The sequence below is a fragment of the Citricoccus sp. GCM10030269 genome, assembly GCF_042665635.1.
GTDB lineage: Bacteria > Actinomycetota > Actinomycetes > Actinomycetales > Micrococcaceae > Citricoccus.
This window is the reverse complement of sequence record NZ_JBHTCV010000011.1, coordinates 20,727-45,526: the sequence shown is the minus strand read 5'-3', so window position 1 is coordinate 45,526 and position 24,800 is coordinate 20,727. Positions and strand designations below refer to the sequence as shown.

22 protein-coding genes and 2 pseudogenes are annotated in these 24,800 nt (G+C 64.5%); 19 read left to right on the top strand and 5 right to left on the bottom strand.

Annotated features, from left to right (window positions below; translation table 11 throughout):
- The 6 genes and pseudogenes from ACFQQD_RS14240 to ACFQQD_RS14215 all read left to right on the top strand — a co-directional run.
- Nucleotides 1-460: pseudogene (locus ACFQQD_RS14240) on the top strand (hypothetical protein); the annotation flags it as partial.
- Nucleotides 461-616: 156 nt separating this feature from the next.
- Nucleotides 617-1,006 carry a low affinity iron permease family protein gene (locus ACFQQD_RS14235; RefSeq protein ID WP_378090629.1) on the top strand — a complete coding sequence of 130 codons (390 nt, stop codon included), beginning with the start codon at nt 617-619 and terminating at the stop codon, nt 1,004-1,006.
- 401 nt (nt 1,007-1,407) lie between these two features.
- On the top strand, nt 1,408-1,935 hold the full coding sequence (locus ACFQQD_RS14230) for a hypothetical protein (protein WP_378090626.1): 528 nt from the start codon (nt 1,408-1,410) through the stop codon (nt 1,933-1,935).
- Nucleotides 1,936-1,946: 11 nt separating this feature from the next.
- Nucleotides 1,947-2,408: a DUF421 domain-containing protein gene (locus ACFQQD_RS14225; protein WP_378090624.1), complete on the top strand. Its 462-nt coding sequence runs from the start codon at nt 1,947-1,949 to the stop codon at nt 2,406-2,408.
- Nucleotides 2,409-2,802: 394 nt separating this feature from the next.
- Nucleotides 2,803-4,095 (top strand): acetyl-CoA carboxylase biotin carboxylase subunit family protein, encoded by a 1,293-nt coding sequence (locus ACFQQD_RS14220; RefSeq protein ID WP_378090622.1) that lies wholly within the window; start codon nt 2,803-2,805, stop codon nt 4,093-4,095.
- A 121-nt stretch (nt 4,096-4,216) separates the two neighbouring features.
- A pseudogene (locus ACFQQD_RS14215) lies at nt 4,217-5,062 on the top strand (IS5 family transposase).
- 70 nt (nt 5,063-5,132) lie between these two features.
- Here ACFQQD_RS14215 and ACFQQD_RS14210 read toward each other — a convergent pair.
- Nucleotides 5,133-5,708 (bottom strand): recombinase family protein, encoded by a 576-nt coding sequence (locus ACFQQD_RS14210; protein ID WP_378090620.1) that lies wholly within the window; start codon nt 5,706-5,708, stop codon nt 5,133-5,135.
- A 439-nt stretch (nt 5,709-6,147) separates the two neighbouring features.
- On the opposite strand from ACFQQD_RS14210, the gene ACFQQD_RS14205 reads away from it, so the two are divergent.
- The 7 genes from ACFQQD_RS14205 (at nt 6,148) to ACFQQD_RS14175 (ending at nt 14,633) form a co-directional block, all read left to right on the top strand.
- The gene (locus tag ACFQQD_RS14205; protein WP_378090618.1) at nt 6,148-6,636 is read left to right on the top strand and encodes a TIR domain-containing protein; all 489 of its coding nucleotides are present in this window, start codon (nt 6,148-6,150) and stop codon (nt 6,634-6,636) included.
- Entirely contained in the window at nt 6,630-7,493 is an 864-nt protein-coding gene (locus ACFQQD_RS14200) for an HIT family protein (protein WP_378090616.1), read from the top strand. Before ACFQQD_RS14205 ends, ACFQQD_RS14200 begins: the two co-directional genes overlap by 7 nt.
- Before the next feature lie 69 nt (nt 7,494-7,562).
- A complete protein-coding gene (locus ACFQQD_RS14195; protein ID WP_378090613.1) occupies nt 7,563-8,147 on the top strand; it encodes a TIR domain-containing protein in 585 nt (194 codons plus the stop codon).
- 368 nt (nt 8,148-8,515) lie between these two features.
- Entirely contained in the window at nt 8,516-10,399 is a 1,884-nt protein-coding gene (locus tag ACFQQD_RS14190) for a site-specific DNA-methyltransferase (RefSeq protein WP_378090611.1), read from the top strand.
- A 2-nt stretch (nt 10,400-10,401) separates the two neighbouring features.
- Nucleotides 10,402-12,930, top strand: a complete 2,529-nt coding sequence (locus ACFQQD_RS14185) for a DEAD/DEAH box helicase (protein WP_378090609.1) — start codon at nt 10,402-10,404, stop codon at nt 12,928-12,930.
- 892 nt (nt 12,931-13,822) lie between these two features.
- Nucleotides 13,823-14,233, top strand: coding sequence for a four-helix bundle copper-binding protein (locus tag ACFQQD_RS14180; RefSeq protein ID WP_378090607.1), 411 nt, complete (start codon nt 13,823-13,825; stop codon nt 14,231-14,233).
- A gap of 178 nt (nt 14,234-14,411) precedes the next feature.
- Nucleotides 14,412-14,633, top strand: a complete 222-nt coding sequence (locus tag ACFQQD_RS14175) for a transposase (protein ID WP_378090605.1) — start codon at nt 14,412-14,414, stop codon at nt 14,631-14,633.
- A 241-nt stretch (nt 14,634-14,874) separates the two neighbouring features.
- On the opposite strand, the gene ACFQQD_RS14170 is transcribed toward ACFQQD_RS14175, so the two are convergent.
- Together ACFQQD_RS14170 and ACFQQD_RS14165 are read right to left on the bottom strand one after the other, a co-directional pair.
- The gene (locus ACFQQD_RS14170) at nt 14,875-15,870 is read right to left on the bottom strand and encodes a cation diffusion facilitator family transporter (protein WP_378090603.1); all 996 of its coding nucleotides are present in this window, start codon (nt 15,868-15,870) and stop codon (nt 14,875-14,877) included.
- Nucleotides 15,867-16,352 carry a transporter substrate-binding domain-containing protein gene (locus tag ACFQQD_RS14165; protein WP_378090601.1) on the bottom strand — a complete coding sequence of 162 codons (486 nt, stop codon included), beginning with the start codon at nt 16,350-16,352 and terminating at the stop codon, nt 15,867-15,869. The genes ACFQQD_RS14170 and ACFQQD_RS14165 overlap by 4 nt, the downstream gene beginning before the upstream one ends.
- 226 nt (nt 16,353-16,578) lie before the next feature.
- Here ACFQQD_RS14165 and ACFQQD_RS14160 point away from each other — a divergent pair, with 226 nt between their 5' ends.
- The 6 genes from ACFQQD_RS14160 to ACFQQD_RS14135 all read left to right on the top strand — a co-directional run bounded on the left by ACFQQD_RS14160 (nt 16,579) and on the right by ACFQQD_RS14135 (nt 23,043).
- Nucleotides 16,579-16,713: a hypothetical protein gene (locus tag ACFQQD_RS14160; RefSeq protein ID WP_378090599.1), complete on the top strand. Its 135-nt coding sequence runs from the start codon at nt 16,579-16,581 to the stop codon at nt 16,711-16,713.
- 133 nt (nt 16,714-16,846) lie between these two features.
- Nucleotides 16,847-19,330 carry a molybdopterin oxidoreductase family protein gene (locus tag ACFQQD_RS14155; protein WP_378090597.1) on the top strand — a complete coding sequence of 828 codons (2,484 nt, stop codon included), beginning with the start codon at nt 16,847-16,849 and terminating at the stop codon, nt 19,328-19,330.
- Nucleotides 19,327-19,809, top strand: coding sequence for a hypothetical protein (locus ACFQQD_RS14150; RefSeq protein WP_378090595.1), 483 nt, complete (start codon nt 19,327-19,329; stop codon nt 19,807-19,809). Before ACFQQD_RS14155 ends, ACFQQD_RS14150 begins: the two co-directional genes overlap by 4 nt.
- A gap of 49 nt (nt 19,810-19,858) precedes the next feature.
- Complete coding sequence (locus ACFQQD_RS14145) at nt 19,859-20,815, top strand: hypothetical protein (protein ID WP_378090593.1); 957 nt, start codon at nt 19,859-19,861, stop codon at nt 20,813-20,815.
- 167 nt (nt 20,816-20,982) lie between these two features.
- Nucleotides 20,983-21,945 carry a cation diffusion facilitator family transporter gene (locus ACFQQD_RS14140; RefSeq protein WP_378090591.1) on the top strand — a complete coding sequence of 321 codons (963 nt, stop codon included), beginning with the start codon at nt 20,983-20,985 and terminating at the stop codon, nt 21,943-21,945.
- A gap of 567 nt (nt 21,946-22,512) precedes the next feature.
- Nucleotides 22,513-23,043 (top strand): HPP family protein, encoded by a 531-nt coding sequence (locus ACFQQD_RS14135; RefSeq protein WP_378090589.1) that lies wholly within the window; start codon nt 22,513-22,515, stop codon nt 23,041-23,043.
- 515 nt (nt 23,044-23,558) lie between these two features.
- On the opposite strand, the gene ACFQQD_RS14130 is transcribed toward ACFQQD_RS14135, so the two are convergent.
- Nucleotides 23,559-24,650, bottom strand: coding sequence for a DUF4192 family protein (locus tag ACFQQD_RS14130; protein WP_378090587.1), 1,092 nt, complete (start codon nt 24,648-24,650; stop codon nt 23,559-23,561).
- A 3-nt stretch (nt 24,651-24,653) separates the two neighbouring features.
- The gene (locus ACFQQD_RS14125; protein WP_378090584.1) at nt 24,654-24,776 is read right to left on the bottom strand and encodes a hypothetical protein; all 123 of its coding nucleotides are present in this window, start codon (nt 24,774-24,776) and stop codon (nt 24,654-24,656) included.
- Between the last annotated feature and the right edge of the window lie 24 nt (nt 24,777-24,800).

The window sequence follows — 24,800 nt, the reverse complement described above, 5'->3', positions numbered from 1 at the left end:
CATCTTCTACGCGAGCATCTGGATGATCGCCGATGCCTCGACCGTGTCTCGGCTGAGCGTGGTCAGTATCGTGGTCATCGTGGCGTTGAGTGCCTGGCTGATCCTGCACCACGGGCTGTGGAATCGCCTGCGCAAGGCCGACAACCGGTGGCGGGGCGGATTGGACAACGCCGCCACGATCGCCTCGGTCGGGATCGGCGTGGTCTTGATGTACGCGGTTCTGTGGTCGGTATTGTTTGTGGCCGGGCTGGCCGTCATCCCACCAAGCTATTTGCAGTCCGAACTCGGTCACCGGGTCGGTCTCCTTGACTACCTCGGCCTGTCTTGGCTGGCGACCTCAATGGGAACCATGGCCGGGGCCTTGGGAGCGAGCTTCGATAGCGCTGAGGCGATCCGGGAGGCCACCTATAGCCGACGCGAGCACGAACGGCGCCGACTCGCCGACGACTACCAGCACTGAGCGCCCCACCAGCCGCTCATCACGGTCCCGTGGCGTCCCCGGTGCCCAGGCGTCCAGCAGGCTGAGTTGCTGTCTGCAGGGAACCGATACCGTTGCCATCATCATGCGAGGTGCCCGACACGGGCACCAGCAAGAACACCACCACGGAAGGACGCCATGAGCGACCAGCCCCAAGCGGAGCACCACCCCGGGTTCTTCACCCGCTTCACCTCCGCCACCGCCAACTACCTGGGTCGGCCCGGGGTCTTCGTCGCCGCCGCAGCGATCATCATCGTGTGGGCGGTGAGCGGGCCGTTCCTGGACTTTTCCGACACCTGGCAGCTGATCATCAACACCTTGACCACTCTGGTGACCTTCCTGATGGTGTTCATCATCCAGAACACCCAGAACCGCGACAGCGCCGCCGTGCACCTGAAACTGGACACCATCATGCGCATGCTCGAGGTCAAGGACCCGAGCCTTTACGACGCCGAGAACGGCAGCGAGGAAGAACTCGAACGGCAGAACGAGCGCATCACCCCACCCGGCACCCACGACGCACACTAAGGTCTTCCCACCGCGCTGGGTGCGGACCGGCAACGCCTTTCCACAGCACCACGGGATCGTGTCCGCCCCCGGCCCGCTCACGGACCCGGGCCCTGCACCGGTACCCACGCAGCATCCCGGCAAGGAGCGCACGCTGCCCACCGCCGATCCTGCTGTGCACCTGGCCACGGCTTCCATCTTCCCACCCGCGCCGGTGCGGCCCGGGCCTGGGCCCGCGGTGATCTAACCACGGAACGAAACCCGGGGGGTTTCAACGAAATTTTTGTGCCTGTTGCCCCTCAATAGCATCCAGCAACAATCAGCCCCGCGCTGTTTCCCTTGGAGCCTCACAGGCCGGCGCACTGCGCGCATCATCTCGAAACTAGCTTTTCCGCAAAACACGGTGTGCGAGACTTTGCGGCATGGACCTTGGGGATAAACGTGACGTGGGCCTGGATCTTGACGTTCGTCAGAACGACAGGTTCCAGCAACGCGAGTGGCGTGTGGAGCAGGTCGGAACCGTACTGTTGGTGCTGTTCTTGCTGGCCGGCGTGCTCGGCCTCGTCGGTAAAGGGCTGTTCAATCAAGCCACGACCGCCAGCGGGAACGGTGCCCTGGAGGTTGAGTACCAACGCGTTGCCCACTACAAGGCCGACCAAACGGTCACCGTCACCGTTTCCGAGGACGCGATCGAGGACGATACGGTCATGCTCGTCCTGACCGGGCCCTGGGCTCAAGAGGTCAATATGTCCGGCATCAGTCCCGAACCGGAAACTCAGTACGCAACTCCGGACGGCATGGCCATGGAATTCGCGGTGCACCAACCCGGAGACCTTGAGATCAATTTTTCGGTCATGGCCGATGAGCGTGGGACGCTCGACGCCCACGCCACCGTGGGGACCAATTCCGCTAGCGATTCGGTGAGTTTCTCGCAGCTCATCCTGCCCTGAGGAGATATTCCATGGACGCCATTCTTTACACCGCTGGGGTCTACATCGTTCTGATCCTGTTGGTCAGGCTGACGGGCAAGCGCACGCTGGCCCAGGTCACCACCATGGATTTCATCGTCCTGCTCATCATCGGCGAAGCAACCCAACAGGTGCTCCTCGGTCAGGACTATTCCCTGACCCAGGTTGCTCTGGTCGTCGGCACCCTTCTGGGGCTGGAACGACTGTCCGACTACCTTGGCTGGCGGTTCCCGCGCTTCGGGGCCCTGACCGACAGCATTCCGCTCGTCCTAGTCCAAGACGGTGAGCTCTTGCATAAGGCCATGGCCAAGGAGCAAATCAGCAAAGAGGATATTCTCAGCGCCGCCCGGTCAAGCCAGGGACTCGAACGGATGGACCAGATCAAATGGGCGGTCCTTGAAACCACTGGCAGCATCAGCGTGGTTCCCAAGTCAAACGCCCTGCCACAGGTCTGACATCCGCCAGGCGTCGAATCCCCGCAGGATGCGTGGGCGTAGTCGGATCAGATGCCGTCTGTCGGTGCCTTGACTAGGTGTGGCGAATTGCAGCGGCGCTCTCAGCCGAGTCATTTTGCGGGCAATGTCATCGGCTTCTGACCTCTGATGCGCCAATACTTCTGTACGCGAATGTCGCTTAGAGATCGCGCGGATAGGCGGGGCGTGGCGATGCCATAAGGCAATGGCCTGCACAGCGGAGAACACTCGGCCAGCTCCCCGGTCGGCGCGGATACGCCAACGACGCGTGGAGACCGCCGCGCCTGGCAAGTGCTCACGTTGTGATTGGCGGGCGACCATGCCTACGGTGTCCGCAGGCTCGCCCAGAGCCGTTCGACGACGATAGGTGCATTCGATGGCAGAGGCCAATGTTCACGTACTCGGCATGACCGAGGTCCAGCGGCACGAACTCGAGACCGTTTCGGATGCCGAGAACCTGGCGTTCTACAACGTCCTGGACTACGAAAGCGTGGCGGAGACCACCGAGGTCGACTTCGGCGGACTCTTGACAGCGGCCCGGCAGGAGCTCGACGCCTTCGACGGATCGGTGGACGCGATCATCGCCCACTGGGACTTTCCCGTCAGTGTCATAACCCCCATCCTCGCTGCAGAGCGTGGGCTGCCGGCACCGTCCTTGGAGAGCGTGCTGAAGTGTGAACACAAGTACTGGAGCCGTCTGGAGCAACGGGCGAGCATCCCCGAATGTGTGCCGGGCTTCGCCGCCTTTGATCCGTTCGACGACAACGCGCTGGCCACGATCGACCTGGACTTCCCGTTCTGGGTCAAGCCGGTCAAGGCCCATTCCTCCAACTTGGGCTTCAAGATCGAGGACGAGGCCGGATTCAACGAGGCCTTGGTGGAGATCCGCGAGCACATCGGCGAGATCGGCGACGCCTTCGACGTGGCGTTGTCCATGGTGGACATGCCGCCCGAGCTCAAGCAGTGGGGCGGTAGCACGTGTCTGGCCGAGCAGTTCGTGCAGGGCACTCAGGCCGCCCCGGAGGGCACGGTGTTCCGAGGGCGGTTCCATGTCCACGGAGTTCTGGACATGCACAAAGATGCGTACGGAACTAGCTTCGACCGCCTGGATTATCCGGCCAGCAGTGTCCCGGAGCACGTGCAGCAGCGGATGATCGATCTCACCGAGCGCTACATGGACCACATCGGTTTTGACAACGGCTGCTTCAATGCCGAGTTCATGTGGGACGAAGACCAGGACCAGCTCTGGATCATCGAGGTCAACACCCGTATTTCCCAATCGCACAGCGATCTGTTCGCGAAGGTTGACGGTGCCTCGAATCACGAGGTGGCCATCGACATCGCTCTGGGACGCGAACCGCGGATGCCGAACCGCGAGGGTGAGTTCGCGGTGGCCGGGCAGTGCATGGTGTTCCACGACGAGGACGCCGTGGTCACTCGGGTGCCCACCGAAGAGGACAAGGAGGCGCTCGCACAGCGGTACCCCGGAATGGTCCTGACAGTGCAAGTGCATGAGGGCGACCGCCTGTCCGAACTGCCGGGGCAGGACAGCTACCGGTTCGTTCTCGCCAAGTTCTATCTGGGGGCTGACAGTCACGAGGAACTGGGTCGGCTGCACGCGCAGATCGCCCGCGAGATCCCATTCGAGTTTGCTGACGAGAACTCCTAGTACCGGCTGATTCGAGTAAGAGATCGCGAGGATAGGGCGGGGCGTGGCGATGCCATAAGGCAGGCACGAGGCCTGTTAAACACGGTTTCGACCAAGAAATCGTTGCTTGCCAGGAGCACTCGTGCCTGCCGTTTCATCGTCCATCATCGAGCCCATTTGGGCACAGTTCAGCACCCTGATCCCGCCCGTGGAGGACGAGCGCCCGCTGGGCTGTCACCGTCCACGGATCGATGACCGGGTGGTGTTCGACAAGCTCGTCCAGAGCCTGGTCTTCGGGGCCTCCTATGCCAGGATCGCCGACCGGTCGTGCTCGGCCACCACGATCCGTACCCGCCGAGATGAATGGATCGACTCCGACGCCTTCGAGGCCCTGGAGCAATTGTGTCTGCAGGCCTACGACCGGATCGTCGGCCTTGAGCTGCGGAACCTGACCGTGGACGGGTGTCTGGTCAAGGCCCCCTGCGGTGGCGAGGCCGCCGGCCGGTCCCCGGTGGACCGCGGCAAGTAGGGCACCAAACGCTCTGTGCTCACCGACGGGACCGGCATCCCGCTCGGGTGCGTGGTCGCCGGGGCGAACCGTCACGACTCGCCGCTGCTGCGTGGCACCTTGGAGAAGCTGGGCCGGTTCGAGTACCGCTTCGGCGTCGGGCTGCCCGAGCAGATCACGGTGCACCTGGACGCCGGCTACGACAGCGCCAGGACCCGCGCCCTGCTCGGCGAGCTCGACTGTCGGGCCAAGATCAGCCAGAAGGGATTCCCCTTACAGGCCGGAGCGCGCTGGGTCGTGGAGCGCACCAACTCCTAGCACAACCGCGGCTTCGGCAAGTTGGCCATCTGTACCGAACGCCGTACCCGGGTCATCGAGGCCTTCATCGCCCTGGCCAACGCCATCATCATCGTCCGCCGCCTCATCCGCACCGCCTGGACCACCCACCGCTGGGACACCCGCCCCACCAAACGCCCATGACCTATCCGCGCGATCTCTTAGTCGTCCTGTTTTCAAGAGACAGGTAGGGCAGCGGCCTCGACCGGAGGACCTACCCGTTAACTTCGTCGGCCAACAGGGCCAGATAACGGTACACGGTGGCACGGCTGACGCCCAGAAGCTTCGCGATCTCCGGCGGCGTGAGCCCCGCATGCCGGTACTGGCTGGCCTGCCGGACCTTTTCAGTCTCGGGGGTGATGGCCGGCCGGCCGCCCTTGCGCCCGCGGGCGGCGGCCGCGGCCAAGCCAGCTCGAGTGCGCTCGGCCAGCTGGTCCCGCTCGAGCTGGGCGAAGGCGGACATGACGGTGAGCATCGCCTTGCCCATCGGCCCGGTCGTGACGATCCCCTCGGTCAGTGACCGGAAGTGGATGCCCCGGGACTCCAGGGAGTCCACGAGGTCCAGCAGCCGGCGGGTGTTCCGGCCCAGCCGGTCGAGCTTCCAGACCACCAGCTCGTCTCCGGGCCGGGCACTGTCCAGCAGCTTCTCCAGCTCCGGGCGCCGCGCCTGGGTCCCGCTGACGCCGTGGTCCGTGTAGACCCGCAAACACCCCGCACCCTCGAGGGCACGAATCTGCAGGTCCGCGTTCTGCTCTAGCGTGCTGACCCGTGCGTATCCCAGGCTTGCCATCCCCGCCCCTTCTCAAAAACCCGATGCGTTCTGCCTAGTTGAGACTACAGCGAATGAGACAGTGTAGTGAGACGAAACACGACAAAGGTGGCGGCCGGAAAATCATCAAAACCACGGGCGAGTCGGGGTATGCGTCACACAAGCTTAAGCGGGTGTATCGGTCGTCTCAGCAAACGAACGTTTGATGATATGAGGCGAGAGGCGTCCCGCTATGCGAGCTTGCTCTGTACTTGCATGGTCAACATCTCCATGTTCCTTAAGCTCTTGCACGCTTTGCCCTTGGCGAGGCAGAACGTGTCTCCGTAAAGCCGAAGAGCAGGGCGTTCCCTTATGTCCGGCGTGGCCATGCTGCCGCTCCGTAGGGGTGGGGGTCGAACGGGTGTCCGGTGGAGCGGTTAGGGTCGAGAGCGACGGGGAGACTACAGGAATTGGAGGCCTTATGGCTAAGTCAGTGTTCTACAGCTTCCACTACGAGCATGACGTTCACCGCGTTCAGTTGGTGCGCAACATTAATGCTCTTGAGGGCCAGCCGGTTCTAAACGCCCAGGAGTGGGAGCAGGTGCGCCGACGTGGCGATCGGGCAATCGAACAGTGGATCCACGACCAGATGGTCCGCAAGAAGGCGGTCATCGTCCTGATCGGGAAGCATACGGCGAGCAGGCCGTGGGTGATCCACGAGATCGAGAAGGCCTGGGCCGACAGGAAGCCGTTGCTTGGAATCAAGATTCATGGACTCTCGTCTCTGGGAGACGTGGACAGCGAGGGGCCAGACCCGTTTGCCAAGGCCAAGGGCGTGGGCCCGGTGCCGGTCTTCGATCCCACTATCCGAGACTGGAGCGGGAAGATCGATAGTAAGGCGACGTACAACAAGCTGCGCGAGAGCCTGGAATGGTGGTCTGCCCGGGGCACGACGAGGGCCTCGTGGTAGCTCACGACGAGTGCTCGTTCTGCAAGATCGCGGCAGGGAACGATGATGCCGCCCGGGTGCTCTACCGCGACAAGGACGTCACCGCGTTCTTTCCTTTGAATCCCGCGACGAGGGGACACACCCTCGTGGTACCTAATCGGCACGTTGCCGACCTGACCGACTTGACGTCTGCAGAGAGTCGGCAGTTGGGGGAGGCCGTGCACCGCACTGCTCGGGCCATCCGGGCGGGACTGTCCCCTGAGGGCCTCAATGTCATTCAGTCGACGGGGCACGCTGCGACCCAGACCGTCCCTCATGTTCATTTCCACCTGGTGCCTCGTTGGTCCGGTGACCGCATGGGACTTCAGTGGCCGGAAGGGCCCGCCGAAGACGGTCCGGCTCAGGATGGGACCCTCGCCAAGATCCGAGAGATGCTTCCACCGGCTGGCCAAGGGGTCTCGGACGAGGACCGGCGTCAGCACTTGTCGTTCATCCAGGCTGTCATCACGCGCATGTCGCACGCTTCAGCATCATCCAAGACTTGGCTTCTGCCGATTGTCACCCTCACATACGGCTACGCCATCACGGCTGCGTCCCTACCCGTGGCGTTGCTTGGATGCCTCGCCGTGCTCGTGTTCGGGATACTCGATGCCAACTACCTCAAGCAGGAGCGGGCGTTCCGCACCTTGTACGACAAGGTCGCGCAGGGTCAGGAGGTTCCGGCCTTCTCCATGAATCCCACGCTCGCCTCGCCGGCCGGCGAGAAGGTGAACTACTGGCCGGATGGGCCCGATCTGCGCTCTTGGGCCATCGCCCCGGTATATGTGCCCCTGTTGTTGACCGGGGTGGGCATCATCCTCTGGATACACTGCCGATAATGCGCACGTATATAAGGTATCGAAAGCGCCGTCTATCCGTCTGACGCAGGAGACGATTAGGGGAGGGGAATGGCGTACTACACGCTTGGTCAGATGCGCTCCGCAGCAAAGACTGACACGATCCACGAGTCGGCCGGAAGTCAGCTTCGTCACTCAGCGCGCTCAGGGCCATACGACATTTTCCTGAGTCACAGCTTCCAGGACGCCGAGGTGATCTTGGGGATCAAGCGAACTCTGGAAAGAACCGGACAGAGTGTTTACGTCGATTGGGCAGAGGATCCACAGCTGAGCCGTCAGTACGTCACAAAAGATACGGCAAGGCGCCTGCGAGACCGCATGCGCGAGTCCACATCTTTCATTTTCGCCACCTCCAACGCATCGCCTGACAGCAAATGGATGCCATGGGAACTTGGCTATTTCGACGGACTTCGGAACAGTGAGTCGATCGCCATCATGCCGATCGTTGACTACCGCAACGAACGATTCGTTGGGCAGGAATACCTAGGCCTCTATCCCAAGATTGAAGACCTGCCGATGAGGACGTCACTTTCACTGCGAGTTCCGACAGTGACCAGGCGCATAGGCGAATCACTGGAAACCCGGTCCTTGGCGCAATTTGCTCGGGGAGAGCGAACCTACTCCCGCCGCTACTGACCCCGCCAACCCGTTTTTCGGCCGGTGCAAATTCGATAGTGACTGCGCGGTCCGCATCTCCTGTGGCCACCCCCATCAGGAACTGTGTCTGAATAACTGACCCGTCGACTGCGGATGATTCATGCGGTCCACTTTCAAATGACGTGCAGCCGGCTTCTAGACTTGACGCTCGCGTCCCAGCAAGCAGCTCGAGCTGCCCGCGTTTTCACACCCGTCGGTGGCGAAAGTCAGGCTCGTCAAGAGGCCTGGAGTACGCCGCATACGATGTTTAGAACGTCCACGTCGGGCGACAAAGGCGGCAAGGTAGGTAAATGAAGCGCACTCCGAAGGGGCGGTTGGAGCTCACGTGGATGGGCAAGGACTCGGCTTTGATCTCAGCCGAGAACGGGAAGTACGACTACGCCTGGGTTGACCCGAACGATCCGCGCGCCCTCGAGGTGAAGTCCATCGAGATCGTCAATAAGGTCGGGGCCGTAGAAGGACCGAACGGCGCAGATGAAAATCTCTTGCTCGTTGGCGACTCGGGAGATGCGCTTCGGTCGCTAGGCACCATCCCCGAGCATGCGGAAAAGTATCTAGGCCAGGTGAAGCTCGTCTACATCGATCCGCCCTTCAACACCGAGCAGACCTTCGAGCACTACGCAGACCAGCTTGAACACTCGGTTTGGCTAACGATGATGCGAGACCGCATCCGAGATATAAAGCCATTGCTGGCTCCGGACGCTTCCGTGTGGGTACACCTGGACGACTCCGAAGTTCACCGGATGCGTGTGCTCATGGATGAGGAATTCGGTGCAGAGAACTTCATCGCGACGATTGTTTGGGGGAAAGCGGACACCAGCCGAAACGACGCAGCGCAGTTCTCCGTAGATCAGGATTATCTTTTGGTTTACTCCTCGAACCCAGGTTGGCGTCCAAACAAGCTAGCCAGGACTGCAAAGCAGGACTCCATCTACAGTGCGCCGGATGGAGACGAACGTCCCTGGTTGGCGAAGCCCGCCCATGCTCCCGGTGCACGCACCCATCAAGGAATGGTGTACGCAATTCAGTCACCGTTCGATGGATCCATTATGTATCCGCCAGAAGGTGGTTGCTGGCGCTTGGGCCAAGATCGAATGTTCGAGGAGATGTCGAAGTGGGCAGCCTACGAGAAGACGGTGATTGATGACGTTGCGACCCGAGCTCGAATCTGTGGAGTGACTGCTGAGGAAGTTCGTCAGGATGTTCCGGCGCTGATGCTGGCTGTCCCGCTTCAAGAGGCGGCGCAAGCCGCGGAAGCAGCAATGTGCCGTCCTTGGCCTGAGGTCTTTTTCATTAGTAATGGCACTCGCCTCCAGGTCAAGGGTTACCTGCCCGAGGGTGGAGTTACACCTCGTACCATCTGGCCGTTCACGGCGGTTGGCAGCAACAGGAACAGCAAGGCCGAATCTAAAGCCCTGTTTCCTGACACCAATCCCTTCGATACGCCGAAGCCAGAACGACTCCTGGAACGGATTCTCCATATCGGCTCTCATCCCGGAGATTTGGTGTTGGATTGCTTTGCTGGATCGGGCACTACGGCCGCCGCAGCGCACAAGATGGGGCGCCGGTGGGTAACCGTAGAACTGCAGGAATCCACGGCGGAGAACTTCATTATCCCCAGGCTGACGAAGGTCGTGAACGGTGAGGACCTTGGTGGGATCACTGCTAAGGCTGAGCGGGTTCCAGCGGAAGGTGTCGAGCTGCCCGAAGGTATGACTCCGGAGGAGGCTCAGCAGTTCACCACTCTTCTGAGCAAGGTCGCCAAGAACGTCGACGGGCTGGACGCGGTGACGATCAAGACGCTGCGAGCTGCCACCAAGACCCGCAATCAAAAAACGATCCGATGGCGCGGTGGAGGCGGATTCACTGTCGCTCGGATGGGGCCGTCGATGTACGAAGTAGACGACACCGACGGGGAGGTCTACCTGTCCGCCGCGGCCACGAACGGAGTCTGGTCCAAGGCGGTCGCTGGCCAGTTGAAGTTCACTCTAACCCCGAAGGACCCGGTGTTCTGCGGCGTCAAGAACCGCCAACGGCTGGCAGTAATCGACGGTGTGGCTGATGAGACCGTCGTGCACACCATCGTCGACCACCTAGGCGACAAGGAAAAGGCCGTCATCGTGGCCAAAGGCATCCTGCCCGCAGCCGAGGCGCTTCTGTCGGAGCTCTCTCCGGGATCTCGGATCAAGAAGGCTCCGACTGACATGTTCCCGAAGGGGACGGTGAAGTGAACATGAGCGTGGACATCACTTACGACGCAGCCTTGATCGAGGAGATCGCCGCCCGGTTCGACCTGCGCGACCCGAACAAGCGCGCACTGTCTGCCCTAGTCGAGCGAATCTCTAAAGGAACCGACTTCCAGGAGTTGGTGGCCGACCTGGCGACGGGCGTGGGCAAGACCTACCTGATGTCATCGCTGATCGACTACCTCGCCGCTCAAGGGGTGCGACACGTTCTGGTCGTGACCCCAGGATCCACGATCCAGCGCAAGACGTTGGCGAACTTCGATGCGGCCTCGGCGAAGTACGTGGCCGGGGCAGAGTATGTCCCGTTCCTGGTCACTCCGGAGAACTTCCAGGCAGCGAATGTCGGTGCTGTTCTGCGGGACCCTCGACGGTTGAAAGTGTTCGTATTCAATGTGCAACAACTGATCCGGCCCTCTGACAAGGTGTCCCGTAAGGTGCGCTCCGAAGACGAGAACCTCGGTGACGCCCTGTACTCGCATCTGGAAGCCGCGGGGGATCTGTTCGTCATTGCCGACGAGCACCACGTCTACCACGAGAAGGCCAAAGCCTTCTCCGCCGGAATCCGGGATTTGAATCCGGTGGCCATGGTCGGCCTGACTGCCACTCCCGCCAAGGCGGACCTGCCGAAGGTTGCCTTCGAATACACCCTCGGGGAAGCCATCGCCGATGGCCACGTCAAAGTGCCGGTGATCGTCTACCGCAAGGACGGGACGAAGGACGAACGAACTCAGCTGGCCGATGCCTGCCGCTTGTTGGCCAACAAGGAGGAGTCCTACCGGATCTTTCGGGAGGTGAATCCGGATGCGCCAGCGGTGAAGCCGTGCCTGTTCGTGGTCTGTCAGACCATCGATCACGCCGCCGAGGTCGCCCAGATGCTCGCCGGCTCGGGATTCATTGGTGATGGCTCCCAGGTCCTCCAAATCACTTCCCAGTCTTCCGATGAGGCGCTGGAAGCTCTCGCCTCGGTGGAGAACCCGGATTCCCCGATCCGGGCGATCGTGAGCGTGAATATGCTGCGCGAGGGCTGGGACGTGAAGAATATCGCGGTCATCGTGGCGCTGCGCAAGCTGGCCTCACAGACCCTGACTGAGCAGATCCTCGGTCGAGGGCTGCGGCTGCCCTTCGCCCAGCGCACCGGGGTCCCGGACGTGGATCAGGTCGATCTGGTGGCCCATGATTCTTACGCTCAGCTGCTCGCCCAGAAGGACGTCCTCCGACAGCGGATTCAGTTGCCGTCCTCAAAGGTCGAGGTGGACGAGAATGGGGCTGCCATGACGGCCACGGTGGACCCCGCCCAGCCGCTGGACCCGACCCGTGCCACCATCGGCCCCGGAGGGCAACAGTCCATTCTTCCGGTGGATTCACCAGTGCCGGGACAGTGGTCACTTTTCGACACGGACCCCTCACGCGGCCAGCCTGGTCTCTCCGATGATGAAACTCAGGCCGCCGGCGGCGGGTCCGCGGCGGCAGATCCGGCCGCAGCCCTGGCGTTTCAGGAGACGGGCTCCCGACTCCAGGCGAAGGCTCCCGCCCCCGTCAACCGCACCCAGGGGGCGCCCAAGATCATCTTCCCGCGCCTTGAGTCCCGGTTGTCTTACGCCCCGTTCTCCCTGTCTGACATTTCCAATGCGGACGCCGAACGGGCCGGGGCGGCCTTCGCCGAGGAAGTCCCCACGTTCATGTTCCGTGACGCCCTGGAGGCCACCCGCCAAGGTGACGATGTCACAATCAAGGTCACCCCGCAGGGCCGGACCGAAGCAGGCCAACGCTTCGAGGGACTCGACATCGTCTACGACTCACTCGTAAAGCTCATCATGCACCAGCCCGAGGTGCCCTCCGAGCTGGGCAGCAAGAATGCTGCCCGCCGCCTCGTCCAGGCATTCTTGCGGGGCGCCGGGGCCGTGGAGAACGGAGACCACGTCGAGTCCTGGGGGCAGAAGCGGCGCGAACAGGCCGTAGACGGAATGCGCCGGATGATCCGGGAAAAGATCGCCAGCCGGGCCCCCCAGACTGAGTACGAAATCGTCCCTGTTGAGCTGCCGGATGAACCGGTGTTGGTTTCGACCGCAGCGGTGGACGCTTACGACGGCCAGAGATTCGCCAAAGGCATGCAATACACCGGGTGGCAGAAGAACATCATGCCGGTGGCTTCCTTTGACGCCGGCACCACCGAGTGGGAACTGGCCATGCTGATGGACCGGGACCCGGACATCGAGTGGTGGATCCGCGTGTACGTCCACCGGGAGGCCTTCATCCCCACCGGCAACGGAAAGTATTACCCGGACTTCATCGCACTGGATAAAGCCGGGGAATACTGGCTCCTGGAAGGCAAGGCCGACTCCGAAGCCCTGGACGAATGCGTCCTAGTCAAGAAGAAGGCCGCCGAGAGCTGGGCTCGCCGAGTCAGCGATGACGGGCGGTTTGGCCGCTGGCACTACCTGTTCGCTACCGAATCCGACATCGCCAAGGCTGGCGCCTCTTGGAAGGTGCTGGTGAACATCACCAAGCCCGAGTAGCTCATGCCGCGCTGGAACCTAGTAGATGGTGGGCTACCACCCGATATCCATGGGTCGACTGTACCGAAAGTCGGATTTGTACGATTTAGGCGGGACGCCGTTTTGGGTTCAGTTCTGGGACGGGAATTCAGGGCGTGTCGCTGTGTGTGGATGGTGCATGGAAGAGTGTCCCGGTTCCAAGGAACTGGGACGGTCTGACACGTACTCCCGACGGCGTTCCTGCTGAGTCAGATGGAAGCACGACTGGTCCAGGCAGTAGCGCCACGGTGGGGTGCGCCGAGGCCTTGCCTTGCTGGATGCGGGTGGACGTCCACCACCACGGCCCGGCGCACTGCGCAAGGCGCCGGTCGGTCGAGGGGCACGCTCAACACTGGATGTCCGGCCTCGGTGGCCGGATGGGCCCAGGAGGCAGCCATGGACTTTCCCGAGATCGATATCGACGGTGCGCCCCGGATCCGGGCCGATCAGACCGTCCGTGGGATGTTTGCCGGTACCTGGGGCTATGCGAGGACGACACGGTGCAGACCAGCAGGGACCTGACCGCGTACCGCAAGGACCAAGGGAATTGGTGGGATCGGCACCTGAACCCGATTACCGACCAGGTCAGTGGCCGGGTGACCACCTACCTGGTGCGACCGCGCCGGCAGGAGCCGTCGCCGGCCCCGCTGGTGTTTGCTCTGGACGTGGCGGGCACCCGCTACACCGGACAGGGAGGGGCTGCCTGCGGGCCTACGATTTTTTGCCGCCCGAGCAGTGACGAGCGGTGACGTGGATCGTTGCTTCGGAATGAACTCTTCTGGTGGAGGCGGGTGAGGGCCTACGGTCGGAACCGTGGCGGGCCGGTTCCTGCCGGCGCGTCGGTTTTGAGATTGAATCGATGAAGGAAGATGTCATGACCCATCACGTGAGTTCGATGCTGGAGACTTATCCGAAGGAGCTGGGCAATATCGACCGGCAGAAGCTGGCCGAGTGCATCGAGGCCTGCTTCGAATGCGCTCAGACCTGCACCGCCTGCGCGGACGCCTGCCTGGCCGAGGACATGGTCGCCGAGCTGAGGCGGTGCATCCGGTTCAACCTAGACTGCGCGGACCTGTGCGCGGCCACGGGGGCGGTGCTGTCCCGCCAGACCGGTAACAACGTGGAGACCACCCGGGCCCTGCTCGAGGCCTGCCGGACGGCCTGCAAGGTGTGTGGGGACGAGTGCGCTTCCCACGCGGAGATGCATGAGCACTGCCGGGTGTGCGCCGAGGCGTGCCGGCGGTGTGAGCAGGCCTGCGCCGAGCTGCTGGCCTCCCTGGGCTGAAAAAGAGCCAGCGCGTTCTGGATGATGCAGGGCGCAGGTCCGGGGTGGCGGGTTAGAGGGTCGGGCTCTCGACACTGTGGGGAGCCTGCCGGCCCTTGGGGCTTGGCTCAGAGGCGGGGGTCTGCTGAAGGTTCGGTTGCCTTCCTGACTGCTTTGCGGAGCCGAGAGGATAGTCATCATGCCGAAGATCTACTCGGATGAGTTCAAGGCCAGTGCCCTGGAGTTGCTCGAGCAAGGGATAACCCAGAAGCAGGTCTGCCAGGACCTGGGGATGTCCAAGTCCGCGCTGCAGGGCCTGTCGTTGCCGCCACCAGAGCCGCCGCCCTGGTTGCCGCCGCCGCTGAGGGCCTGGAGCAGCTCTTCCTTCTTCATCTCCGAAGGGTTGCTGACACCCTACTGAGGGGCCTTGTTCTGCAGCGCGGGAACGGTCAGATCGGCCAGGTCGCCGTACTGCTGCCGCAGCTCCTCCACTCGCTCGTCGCCGTGCTTGGCGTGCGGGTTCTCAGACATGGGCTCTACCTCATTGCGTCGTGGATCACGTTCGGAGCCCTCAACCGTAAGCATCCTTGCGACTGTGGCGAAAGGGCGGCCGAGGCCGAGGTGATCGGTCTTCGGCCTCACTACTGGAGCACCACCCCTGATCAGCGCCGTGATGAGCTGCTGTGGGTCTCGAGCACCTCGGGGAGCTTTCCGACGGTGGCGATGACCACGTCGCGGATCTTCCAGTCCAGGTCGAACAGTCCGGCCTGGGCCGCGTCGATCCGTTCGGGGGTGGCCGTCTCCAGGGGCTTGGGCACGACGTAGCCCTCGACGTGGAAGACCTGGCCCTCGTCGCGGATCCTCGCCCCGGCCGTGTGGACCCAGTCGAGGCCGCGGAGGTAGGCCTCGATCTCGCCCAGTAAGGGGTGGGGCTCCTTATTGTCCACGCTGGTGGGGCGGGCGTCCATGAGTCCGGCCACTGCGGCGCGGAGATTCACGATCCCGTCCTTGAAGATGGAGGTGGCGATGACGATCGCCGCCGCGGAGTCGGCCCACCACCACCCCAGGCCGATCCCGGCCACGCCGACCAGGGCGGAGAGCGAGGTCAGCCAGTCGGCCTTGTTCATGTCCGCATCCGCGTAGAGCACCTTGTTGTGCAGCGGCGGGGCGAGCCGGAGTTTTTTCCGACCCAGGATCATCGGTGGGATCGCGGTGACGATCATGGCGGCCATCATGAGCCAGCCCAGCCAGATGGTGGTCCCGAACAGCTGGATCCCGCCGATCGTGGGGTGGTCGGTGGTGATCAGTGCGATGGCACTGTCCACGATGAGGAACCCGCCCATGACGAGCAGGGCGGTGGCCGCGACCACGTGGGAGATCCCGATCGCCCGGTGGTAGCCGAAGGGCAGCTCGGCGGTGGCAGGTTTGCGGGTGATGTGCACGCCGATCAGGAACGCGATCGGGGGGATGAAGGAGAGCATGTCCTCGATCCAGGCGGTCTTCATGGCCTGGGAGTTCCCCATCGCCGCGTAGACGATGATCACGATCCCCACTAGGGCGGCAATGGTGATCCATTCCAGCCGCACCGCCTTGCGCAGGTCCCCGGCGATCTCCTCAGGCAGCGGCTCGTCGTCCACGTTGTGCCGGTTCTCGATCACTGCTGCCCTCCCTGGGCCTGGAGGTACTTGTCGAGCTCGAGCAGGAATGCGTTCTCGCCCTTGCGCACGGCCATCACGTGCTTCTCCGTTGTGCCGAACTCGTTCACAACCTCGGTGTAGGAGCGGGTCAGCCCGGTCTTCTTCTTCCACGGGGTCTTCTGCGTCAGGCCGCCGATGAGCATGTCGATCTGCCCGTGCTCGAGCTTGCCGACGAGCTCCTCCTCCCCGCCGACCGTCCACTCCACCTCGGCGCCGAGGGACTCGGCGAAGCCGCGCACCAGCTCGACCTCCCGCCCGGACGGGGTCGGTCCTTCGACCGAGGTGAAGGGCTCGTTGTGGGAGACGCCCACCGCCACGGTCCCGCCGGTGACCCTGGTAAGCGTGTGGTGCGGATCGGCTGGATAGTGCGGTGCGCACCCTGCCAGCGTCAGCACGAGCACCACCCCCAGCCCCACCGTCAGCTTCCTGATGGTTGCGCTCATGGCACGACGGTATGCCTCGCCGACGGAGTTTGTCATCATTGCGACCGCCCCGGACGCGTCCACCCGACCACGGTCGTGGGCCGACCGTGGCCGGGGTGGGATGTTGAACGCTCCCGGGTAGTGCTCGCACCCGTCCTCGAGTCGGTAGGGTTTAATCCCCGGGGCCCGGAGGCTGGTCCGGTGCCCGATGATGGGGGGATGGGCACCGGACGATGACCATGGGGTGATGGCCGACCCGGGTCTGCCGGAGAAGGTGGCCGGCTCCATCGCCGACGGCCAGAACCTATCAGGCAATGTCGGGGCCGGGGACCGTGAGCGCTGGGGACAACGACGGGGTGAATGCAGCCGTGAACAACCCTGACGACAGTGGTGTGAATACCGGCGTGAACGGTGGCGTCAATATTGTTCCCGGTGGACAGCCCCAGCCGACTCGTCGTAACGGCCCGCCAAAGCACCCTTGCAAGACCTGAAGAGTCGGCGTTCGAATGAGAGGCATGACGACTGCCAGCAGGGACCGCATTGCCGAGCCATGGGGAACCCGCACCCCGTACAGCGCCGGAGAGGACTGGCCGGTGCGGGTGGACACCCACTTGGAAGAGGGACTGGACCCGGAGGACGTGGACCGCTGGGTCCAGACCGCCTCGATTCTGCACTCCAACGGGGACGCCCTGGATATCGGGGTAAAGGACGGTCGCATCGCCGGCGTGCGCGGCCGGGCGGAGGATCGCGTCAATCACGGCCGGTTGGGTGTGAAGGATCTCTACGGCTGGCAGGCCAACGCCTCACCAGACCGCCTGACGCGTCCACTCGTCCGCGAGGACGGCGAACTGGTGGAGACGGACTGGGACACAGCCATGGACCGGATCGTGACCCGTACTCAGGAACTCCTGGACGAGCAGGGGGCCAGCGCCCTCGGCTTCTACACCACGGGCCAGCTGTTCGCGGAGGAGTACTACACCCTCGGGTTGATCGCCCATGGGGGCCTGGGCACCAACCACGTGGACGGCAACACCCGGCTGTGCACCGCCACGGCCGCCGCCGCCCTCAAGGAGTCCTTCGCCAGCGACGGTCAGCCGGGCAGCTACACGGACATCGACCACGCGGACGTCATCGCCCTGTACGGACACAACATGGCGGAGACCCAGTCAGTGCTCTGGATGCGGATCCTGGACCGGCTCGCCGGCCCGAACCCGCCGCAGCTGATCTGCGTGGACCCGCGGCCCACGGAGGTCGCCCGCCACGCCACCGTGCACCTGGCCCCACGGCCGGGCACCAACGTGGCGCTGATGAACGGTCTGCTGCACGAGCTCATCGCCGGCGGCCACATCGACCGCGACTACATCGACGCCCACACCGTCGGCTACGCCGAGCTCGAGCGCCGCGTGCAGGAGTACACCCCGGAGCACGTGGCCCGGATCTGCGATGTGCCGGCTGAGCAGATCCGCCAGGCGGCCGGCGTCATCGGCGGCGCCGAGCGCCTGCTCTCCACCGTGCTGCAGGGCTTCTACCAGTCGCACCAGGCCACCGCAGCGTCCGTCCAAGTCAACAACGTGCACCTGGTCCGCGGGATGCTGGGCCGGCCGGGCTGCGGGATCCTGCAGATGAACGGCCAGCCCACCGCCCAGAACACCCGCGAGTGCGGCGGCGACGGCGACCTGCCGGGCTTCCGCAACTGGTCCAATGACGCCCACGTGGCGGACCTGGCCCGCGTGTGGAACGTGGAACCCTCCCGAATCCCGCACTACGCCCCGCCCACCCACGTGATGCAGATGATGCGCTACGCGGAGGACGGCTCCATCCGCTTCATGTGGGTCAGCGGCACCAACCCGGCCGTGTCCCTGCCGGAACTGGCACGCATCCGCTCGATCCTCGAACAGGAACGGCTGTTCCTGGTGGTCCAGGATCTGTTCCTGACCGAGACGGCGCAACTGGCCGACGTCGTGCTCCCGGCCGCCACGTGGGGTGAGAAGACCGGGACGTTCACCAACGTGGATCGCACGGTGCACCTGTCCGAGAAAGCCGTGGACCCGCCGGGCGAGGCCAAGGCGGACCTGGACATCTTCATCGACTACGCCCGCCGACTGGACCTGCGGGACAAGGACGGCCAGCCGCTGGTGAAGTGGCACGATCCGGAGTCGGCGTTCGAGGCGTGGAAGGAATGCACCCGTGGGCGTCCCTGCGACTACACCGGACTGACCTATGACAAGCTCCGCGGGGGCTCGGGCATCCAATGGCCCTGCAACGAGGAGAACCCCGAGGGCACCGAACGGCTCTACCAGGACGGCGCCTTCTTCAGTGAGGCGTCGTACTGCGAGAGCTACGGCAAGGACCTGGTCACCGGCGCCCCGCTGGAGCCGACCGAGTACAAGGCGCTGAACCCGGACTCCAAGGCCATCATCAAGGCCGCCGGGTACCTGCCGCCGCACGAGGAACCCAGCGACGAGTTCCCGCTGCAACTGATCACCGGGCGGACGCTCTACCATTTCCACACCCGCACCAAGACGGCCCGTGCCCCGCAGCTGGAGAAGGCCGCCCCGGAGGTCTGGGTGGAGCTGTGCGCCGCGGACGCCGAAGCCCTGGGGATCAACGAGGGCGACCGGACCGAGGTCACCACACCGCGCGGCAGCGTGAGAGCGCGGGCGCGGATCACGGAGATCCGCCGCGGCGTGCTGTTCCTGCCCTTCCACTACGGCTATTGGGACACGCAAGGCGGCTACGGGCCGCTCGACGACGGCCGGGCGGCCAACGAGCTGACCATCACCGACTGGGACCCGGCCTCCAAACAGCCGATCTTCAAGACGGCGGCGGCCCAGATCAGGAGTCTGGGCGTCGGATACGGACCCGCCTCGGCACCGACGACGACGGCCTCGGCCCCGGTCTCGGACGTCGGCTACCGCACGGCTGGGGACAGCACCGCCCAGGCCGAAGAGAATCTGCCAGAGAAATCACCCGTGGCCAGCGGGGAGGGAGCACGATGAAACTCGGACTTGTTCTCCACGAATTGCACCGCTCCGAGAACGACCTCGCCCAGGAACTGCTGCACGCCGCTGAACGGCACCAGGTGGACCACTCGATCTACCACATCGGCCGGGACCTGGCCGAGTGGTCCCGCCAGCACGTGCGGGAGATCGCGGACATCGGCCGCGACTATGAACAGGATCTGCAGCGGGAGCCGAAGTCCGAGCTGGCGACCGCCCGGCGGCTCCGGGAGCGCAGCAGTGAGATGCTCGGCCGGAAGGGCTTCCCCGAACTGGCCCTGCTGCATGACCTGCGGGAGATCTACATCAAGGCCTGCGGGGTCTCCACCGATTGGGAGATGCTCGCCCAAGCGGCGCAGGGCATTCAGCACACGGATCTGTTGGCTGTGGTCAAGCGTTGCCACCCGGACACCCTGCGGCAGATGAAGTGGGCCAACTCGGCGATCAAGGAGAACTCGACGCAGATCCTGGTGAGCTGAGAGCCGGGGCCGCCCGCGACCCACTTCGGCCGTCTACGCCGTCGCACTGGTGGGAGGTCGACGTCAGTCAGGGGGGGCGCCGCCCCTGATCGGTGACGGGCAGATCCCGCTGCTGGATCATGTCGAAGCGCTGCGGGAGCGCCACGGCTGGGACTACATGGTGTACCTGACGGACCTGCCTCGTTCCCACGACGGGGGTCCGATGGTGTGCGAGGTCAGTGCTGCGGCCAAAGCGGCGCTGGTGCCCTGGCCGGCCCTGGGGGCCGTACGCCTGGTGGCCAGGACCCGGAAGCTGCTGGCCACCCTGATCGGCTCGATGCGGAAGGGCACGGAGGACTACCCGTCCGCGCCGGCTGCCCGGCATGCCCTGGGCCGAGGCGCGCCGGGCGCCGGGCGAGGGGCAGAAGACACCGTCTATCTCGTGCTGGCCGGGCGGCTGAACCAGCTGCGGCTGCTGGCCGGGATGGTGGGCAGCAACCAGCCCGGGCGGCTGCTTCCCGCCCTGTCCACCTCGGTGGCCACAGCCGCGGCCACCGGTGCGTTCGGGATCTTCTTCGCGCCGATGTGGAATCTGTCCGACGCCCTGCCCCTGGTCCGGTTGGCCGCGATCAGTGCCGTGGTCATCACCGCGCTCAGCGGCTGGCTGATCATTCACAACGTCCTGTGGAACAGGACCCGCCACGCCAGCGACCCGTGGCGGGCCGGGAGGGACAACGCCGCCACCGTCGTCACCGTGTGGCTCAGCGTGGGCATGATGTACATGGTGCTGTGGTCGGTGCTGTTCACGGCCGGGCTGGTGGTGATCGAGGCCGACGATCTGCAGTCCCAGCTGAAACATCCTGTGAGCCTGCTGGACTACGGGCACCTGTCCTGGCTGGCCGCCTCGCTGGGGACCCTGGCCGGGGCCCTGGGTTCGAACTTCGACAGCGAGGACGCCATCCGCGAAGCCACCTACAGCCGCCGTGAGCACCAGCGCCGCCAGCTCGCCGACTCCCACGACGACTGAAAGCTCGGGCCGGCAGCCAGCAACCGCCGCTGAATCACCCCAGCTCGGGTGGAGACTTCGATCAGACCGCCCGAACTCCAGGAGTATTCAGGTGTTGAGCCTAGACTGGCGGCCAAGGCTCCGACATCGAGGACGCCACTGTCGTCTGCACGAACCGGGAGGACTCCATGGCCGCTGGCGGAGGAAACAAGGCCGTCATCGCAGCGCTGATCGCCAATCTCGGCATCGCCACGCTGAAGTTCATCGCCTACTTCCTGACCCGGTCCTCCGCGATGCTGGCCGAGGCCATCCACTCGGTCGCGGACTCCGGCAACCAGCTGCTGCTGCTCGTGGGCGGGAAGACGGCCGCCAAGGAGGCCGATCCGGAGCACCCGTTCGGGCACGGCGGCGATCGCTACATCTACGCGTTCGTCGTCTCCATCGTGCTGTTCAGCGTGGGCGGGCTCTTCGCCCTCTACGAGGCTTACCACAAGTGGCAGGATCCCCACCCGATCGAAGGACGGTGGTGGTGGGTGCCCATCGCGGTGCTCGTGGGCGGCATCGCCCTGGAGGGCCGGTCCTTCCTCGTGGCGGTCTCCGAGTCCAAGAAGGCCAAAGGCGAGCAGTCCTGGGGCCGTTTCATCCGCAACGCCAAGGCCCCCGAGCTGCCCGTGATCCTCCTGGAGGACTTCGCCGCGCTCATCGGCCTGGTGCTCGCGCTGATCGCCGTGACCCTGACCCTGCTCACCGGCAACGGGCTCTGGGACGCCGCCGGCACCGCCTGCATCGGCGTACTGCTCGTGCTCATCGCCGTGACCCTCGCCGTGGAGACCAAGTCGCTGCTGCTGGGCGAGTCCGCCAGCAAGACCGACGTCCGTGCCATCCGCACCGCCCTGGAGGGTGAGGGCGACAACCATGTCATCCACCTCAAGACCCTGCACCTGGGCCCGGAGGAGATCCTCGTGGCCGCGAAGATCGGCGTGCAACCGGACGCCGGGGCGAAGGCTGTCGTGGAGCGGATCAACGACGCGGAGGCCCGGATCCGCCGGGCCGTGCCCATGGCCCGCCTGATCTACATCGAACCGGACATCGAGCAGCCCGACTATCGTTCCAGCGTTCCCCCTCGCGTCCCTTCGCGAAAGGAACACTAAGGCATCCATCAGGGTGTGGTGATCAGTCTGCTCACGGTCGGCCGGTGGCTGGCCCGGTTGGGCATCAGCCGGCTTCGCTACCTCTCCCCGGCCGTGGACACCCTGCGCGGGCACAGCGAGTCCACGGCCCCTCCTTTTCCCTGCCATTCATGAGACGACGACCGCCCCGTCCCCGGACGAGTCGGGGCACCACCGCCACTACAACAATGGTCAGTTCCCTGATGACTAGGCTGAGCACCTCTGCCACGTGGGTGCAACAGACTGTGGGGCATGTCCCGCCGCCCCATCGCGATGACCACTATCTCGGCCATCGTGGCGGCGATGTCCATATGAGCTCTGCCTTCACGGCGACCATGGTGAAGTCCGCACCTTCCCTGACGGGCTCGGCGGTGGCGCCAGGCTCGGAGACCACGCCCCGGACACGGCCACGTGCTCAGGGCCTGACGGGTTCTTTCCCGTGGAGGAGGCCAGCATGTCCGGCACGTTCCCGCCCGCTTCCAAAGCCTGACACGGGGCCGGCGATAGGCCACCATGGTCACGTGAAGGTCACCGGCAACAGGAGGGCGCATGTTGGAATGGCTTAAAGGCCGGGCAGGATCCGTGGGAGCGGGCGTCTATGCTGCGATGCTCAGCTTGGTGGTGCTCGCCGGTGCCGGCGCAGTGGGCTTGGCCCTGCATCAACCGTGGTTGTTTCCAAGCCTGGGTCCGACCGTGATGCTGTTCTTTGAGTCCCCCCAGATGGATTCCTCGCGGCCGCGCAATTCATTGGTGGGACACGCGGTGGGACTAGTCGCGGGGATCGGCGCCCTGTACGTGTTCGGGCTTCAGGACGCGCCCTCGGCTCCCGTGGGCGGCCTAACCGGAGCGTATCTGCTGGCAGGTGCCGTCTCGGTGGCCGTGACCACCTTGGTGCTCACCGCGATCCGCACCCCGCACCCGCCGGCAGGGGCCACCACGTTGATCGTTAGCCTAGGCATCCTCACCGGGCCGTCCGCCTGGGCGTCCATGGCCGGGGCCATCGTGCTGATCACGGTAGTCGGTTGGGGACTGAACGTTCTGCTCGGCGTGCGGTCCACAGTAGCCACGTCGAAGGACTGAGCCTGGGGAGGGTGGACCACCCTAGTCAGATGAGTCCCAAGGCGAAGTAGAGGGATTCACCTTTCGAAGATGGTGAACACGGCCAGCAACACGGCGTACAGCGCCAGCCCAGTGGTAACCCCTTCACGAAGTTGGAAGACCGGTTGGAGAGTGCCTGTCCCTTGTCCGGAAAGCACTCCGAGTCCTCGGTGTCCCAGTTCCAAGGAACTGAGACGGTAGATCGCCCGCATGCATGGAGCGCCTCAGAAACTCCCGAGCCGCGCAGGGGGCCTGAAGTCCTAATACCAATCCCGGTGGGCCTTGAAGCCTTCATAGCGTCAGGACAAGGTGAAGGCCCCAGCCGAGGGGATAGCTGGGGCCTTCTGTCATCATCACTCGCACCTTCATCGCTCGCACCTTGATGAGGTGCTTACGACGATAACGATCGAGGCTGGTCGTGGACTGGGTGCGGGGTGGAAAGCCGCTGATGGGTCTTCGCAGATCATCACTGCGCCGCGACGACCGCAGCCCTCTGGCTACCGGTCCATGTCTATCCAGGCGCCGGAGTGCCGCTGGGGATGGTGGCCGGTGCCAGGGCCTATGGGTCCCCTCGGGTCGGAATTGGGTAACAGCGGCGAGTGGGACTGCACGTGGCTGCGGTAGTGGTGCCGGTCGGCCATGGCCAGGCGGTCGCGTAGCTCGATGCGGTCGAGGGAGTCGATCAGCGGTTGTGGGTCGAGGCCAAGGAAGGCGGCCTTGTCTGCCATACGACCCAACTCGCCGGTGGTGTGCCGGGCGATGGCCTCGATGCCGACGGTACTGCCCCGGGTGGTCCATTGCCCGGCGGCGGCGAGGCCGGCCATGTCCGGGCGGCGTGCGTCGTCGCAGCGTCGGAAGGTATCGACCAGGCGGTCGGCCTTGACGGTGTCCCCGACGACGTCGAGCAGCAGGTGGTCGCGGATGTGCACGTTGGTCGCTGCGGCGTGGGCGATGATCGCGACCTGTTCGTCGGTGAGCCCGGTCTTGGACTGGGCTCCTTCGGTGAGCACTCGGGAAGCCCACTCATACTGGGCGGACGGAGCCATCGAGCCGAAGCGTGCGGCGGTGTCCGGGGGCAGGGTGGCTTGATGGTTCTCGGGGACTGGTTCGTATTGCCGGGCGAGCTCGTCGCGGGAGGCGGCGGATTGGCTGCCGGTGGCCATGGTGTATTCGGTGGCGGCAGTGGTCTCGAGAGGCGTCTCGGGGCTCCACCCGTGCTCGGTTGAGAAGACCTGCAGGTGGTCGTGGTCCACGGCCCAGGCATGGGACGTGGTCCCGGTCTGTTGGGTGAAGGCGTCCTGGAAGAGCAGGGCGCGTTCGGGGCCTTCGGGACCGTATCCGATGGTCAGGTACCAGTCGGCGCGGTTGCCGAAGGCCTGGGCGATGTGCTCGGTGACCTTGGCGGCGTGGGCGGGGCCGTCGCCGAGAGCGGCGGTCCAGGTGTGCACGGCTACGCCGGTGTAGGTGGAGTCGCGGAAGCCGAGGATGGCGATCTGGTTGTCGGCTGGTTGGTAGCCGACCATGTGGGGGACGGCTCCGGCGAGGTCGGTGGGGGTGGTGATGCGCACGGTGGGCTTGTCGTCGGTCATGGTTCAGTCCTGCGTCTCGAAGACGACCGTGACGGGTTCGCGGTGCAGGTGCATGTCGACAAGGACCGTGGAGTCAGGTGCAGTGTCGAGCAGTGTGGAGAGTTTCTCGGTGACGATGGATTCCATGCTGGTCCTCCAGTGGGTGGTGGC